The 3773-nt window shown below is 70.2% G+C and carries 2 protein-coding genes; one reads left to right on the forward strand and one right to left on the reverse strand.

From position 1 onward, the window contains the following. Window positions 1-1728 (forward strand): substrate-binding and VWA domain-containing protein (locus GKQ77_RS29460; protein ID WP_258022180.1); only part of this gene is annotated, 1728 nt, incomplete at its 5' end. A gap of 85 nt (window positions 1729-1813) precedes the next feature. Here the strand turns inward: GKQ77_RS29460 and GKQ77_RS29465 are convergent. Beyond that, window positions 1814-3334: a glutamate-cysteine ligase family protein gene (locus tag GKQ77_RS29465; RefSeq protein WP_219692165.1), complete on the reverse strand. Its 1521-nt coding sequence runs from the start codon at window positions 3332-3334 to the stop codon at window positions 1814-1816. Window positions 3335-3773 lie beyond the last annotated feature (439 nt).

Genomic DNA, 3773 nt, shown 5'->3' on the forward strand with positions numbered 1-3773 from the left:
CCCCGGCCGCGCGCCCGTGGCCGCGCGGTCGCCCTCGCCACGGCACTCGTTCTCGTGGTCGCGGGCAGCGCGGCGGCGGCGGTCAACGCCGATGTGCTTTCCTTCGGCGGCTCGTGCGGCGACGACGCCGTACGTCTGGACGTCGTCGCCGCTCCCGATGTGACCCCCGCGCTGCGCGCCGCCGCCGACGACGCCCGCGAGAAGGAGATCACCTCGGACGGGCACTGCATCGACGTACGCGTCACCGCGCGCGACTCGTACAAGGTGGCCGACGAACTCCGGGCGGGCAAGGGCGATCCGGAGTACGACGTGTGGGTCCCGGACTCCGACCTCTGGGTGCGGCGCGTCGGCCTCGGCACCAAGCAGACGAAGGTCTCCCCCGCGGGCAACATCGCCTCGTCACCGATCGGCGTCGCCATGCTCCCGTCCGCCGCCAGATCCCTGGGCTGGCCCAAGAAGACGTACGACTGGCCGCGGTTGACCGCCGCCGCCATGGAGGGCGACGACGTGCGCCTGGGCGCCGCCGACCCGGCGCGCAGCGCGACCGGGCTGCTCGCGCTCGCCAAGCTCGGCGCGTCGGCGAAGAAGCAGGACGGCAAGGAGGGCGAGACCCGGACGGCCGCCCTGGCCAAGGCCCTGTCCAAGCGCACCACCGACACCGACGGCCGCCTCCTGGAGACCCTGGCCCGCGACGGCTCCGGCGCCGGGCCGGGCGGCTCCCGCCACAACCAGGCGCTGATCCTCTCCGAGCAGGCGGCGTACGCGCACAACGCGTCGGCGGGCCGGAAGAGCGGCCTCGACCTGTTCTATCCGAAGGACGGCTCGCCCCGCCTCGACTACCCGTACACGCTGGTCGCCGACGACAAGATGTCCACCGACACGAGCCGTGCGGCGCTGCGCTTCATGACGATGTTCAGCGACGAGGCGGGCCGGAAGATCCTGACGGAGCACGGCTTCAGGACCGACCCGGGCCCGCCCTCCACCGAACTCGTCGCCACCGCGGGCGGCCGCTCCCCGCAGCCGTACGCGGACGACGCCTCGGAGCCGCCGTCCGACAGGCAGATCCAGCAGACCCTCGGCATGTGGACGATCACGGTGCAGAACGCCCGGCTCAGCACGGTCGTCGACGCCTCGGAGTCCATGCGGCAACTGGTGCCGGGCCGAGCCCAGTCCCGTATGGAGGTCACCGAGTCGTCCCTGACGCAGGCCCTCGCGGGCTTCACGGACGAGGACGAGATCGGCCTGTGGGAGTTCGCCACCCGGCTCGACGGCGCGCGTGACTACCGCGAGCTGCAGCCGACCGAGCGGCTCGGCGAGCGCGAGGGCGGTGTCACCCACCGCGACAGACTCTTGAAGGCGTTCAGCGAGCTGCGACCCGCGCCGGGCGGGGCGACCGGCCTGTATGACACCACGCTCGCCGCCTACAAGAAGGCCCGGTCGACATATGCGAGCGGCAAGTTCAACGCCCTGGTGATCCTGACCGACGGCGCCAACCAGGACCCCGGCAGCATCTCGCGCGACTCCCTCCTCGCACAGCTGGAGGAGCTGTCCGACCGCGAGCGGCCGGTGCCGGTCATCGCGATCGCCGTCGGACCCGACGCGGACAAGGACGAGGTCCAGCAGATCGCCGAGGCGACCGGCGGCTCCGGCCACCAGGTCGACGACCCGGCGCAGATCCACGCGGTCATCCTCAAGGCCATCATGGAGGCGGGCGGCAACCGGCCCTGACCCGCGCCGGCCGACGCGCCCCCGGCACCGCCGGTTCGCCGAGGCGCCCTCAGCCCTTCAGCACCGCCGGTTCGCCGAGACCCCCTCAGCCCCTCGGCACCGCCGGTTCGCGCAACCCCACCGGCCACGTGTGCACCGGCTCCCCCTCGTGCATCAGCTCGCAGTACCGCTTGGTGGTCGCGGCCAGCGCCGCCTCCCGGCCGAGCCCGTTCTCCAGCGCCCGGTGATATGTCGCCGCCTGCCACGACGCGCCGTTGACCCGCTTGCGGCACCGCTCCTCGATCACCCCGAGATACAGATCCCGGTCGGCGGGCTCCACCCCCCAGGCATCGAGCCCGGCGGCCGCGAGCGGCAGCAGCTCATCGCGTACGAGGTCGACGGCCGGCACCTCGACGGTGCCGCCGAGCCTGCCGCGCCGCGGCCACCGCAAGCGGGCGTCGATGCCGTGGCGGCACGCGGTGTCGAAGTTCCGGGCGGCGGCCTCGAAGGGCAGCCGGGACCACACGGGCCTGGCCTCCTCGGCGAGCGCCCGCACGAGCCCGTAATAGAACGCGACGTTGGCGATGACGTCGGTGACGGTCGGGCCCGCGGGCAGCACGCGGTTCTCGACGCGCAGATGCGGGACGCCGTCGGCGATGCCGTACACCGGGCGGTTCCAGCGGTACACCGTGCCGTTGTGCAGGACGAGTTCGCCGAGCTGCGGCACCCCGCCCGCGTCGAGGACGCCCAGTGGATCCTCGGCGTCCATCAGGGGCAGCAGCGCGGGGAAGTACCGCAGATTCTCCTCGAACAGCTGCAGCGGCCCGGTGATCCACCGCTCCCCGAACCAGGTCCGCGGACGCACTCCCTGGACCTGGAGTTCGGGCGGGCGCGTGTCGGTGGACTGCAGGAACAGCGGCGGCCGCGACTCGCGCCACAGCTCACGGCCGAACAGGAACGGCGCGTTGGCGCCCACGGCGACCTGCGCCGCAGCGACGGCCTGGGCCGCGTTCCACACATCGGCGAACCGGCCCGGAGTGACCTGGAGATGCAACTGCAAGGAGGTGCAGGCGGCTTCGGGAGCTATCGACCCCGAGGTGCAGGTGAGCCGTTCGACGCCTTCGATGTCGAGGGTGAAACGCTCGCCGCGCGCTGCCACGATCTGCTCGTTCAAAAGGGCATAGCGGTCCACGTCGGAGAGGTTCGCGGAGACCAGGTCGGCCCTGTTCAGCGTCGGCAGAATACCGATCATGACGATGCCCGCATCCAGCTCGCCCGCTTTTCTGTGGGCGTAGTTGAGCCCCGTACGCACTTCTTCGGCGAGCTGGTCGAGAACACGCCCGCCGAGCCGGTGCGGGGCAATGTTCACTTCCAGATTGAACATTCCGAGTTCTGTCTGAAAATCCCGGCTCGCGATGCGCTCAAGAACCTGCGCATTCAACATTCTCGGCAGTCCGTCGGGCCCGGCGAGATTCAACTCGATCTCCATGCCCATCAGATTCCGAGGCCGGTCGAACCGCTCCTCCTCCAACAGCCGCTCCAGCCCCAGGAGGCACGCGCGGAGCTTCCTGCGGTACTCGTTGCGATCGGACAGGTCGAACGCGCCCGCCACGACCTTCTCCCCCATCGAAGGGTCCCTCCTCGCATGGGCAGCCACGGATCAGGCCGCTGTGTACGGGGGATGATGCCCCGGCAATGTGATCGATAACGCCCCACGTCCGTTCGCCGGGCGGTAGGCTCGTTCTGGATTCCGCGAGGCACATTCGCCGGGCATGCGGCACGGTGAAGGTTCCCTTCCGAAGAGCCTGGTCAAAAGAGCCGACGGGAATCGGCCGACCGCTCGCCTCGTCAAAAGCGAGGTCACGGAAGTAACACCCACGTAAAATCGGGATGAATCCCTCACAAGGACGACCTGATAACGCCTTGCTCTCAATATCGACCGCGTCTAGATGAAACACCGTTCGAACACGGCTCGTATAAACTCGACAATCTAGGCAGAGAGTTGGCGCTCGCGGTCCCCCGGCCCCCGCCCCTCTGACCCAGAGCCTGACAGCGCCGTCACGCAC

Origin of the sequence: Streptomyces anatolicus (assembly GCF_019400875.1) — a bacterium.
In the GTDB taxonomy this organism is placed as follows: domain Bacteria; phylum Actinomycetota; class Actinomycetes; order Streptomycetales; family Streptomycetaceae; genus Streptomyces; species Streptomyces anatolicus.

Coding starts and splice junctions, on each gene's coding strand:
- GKQ77_RS29465 (WP_219692165.1), bottom strand. CDS start 3,334: ATGGGGGAGAAGGTCGTGGCGGGCGCGTTCGACCTGTCCGATCGCAAC.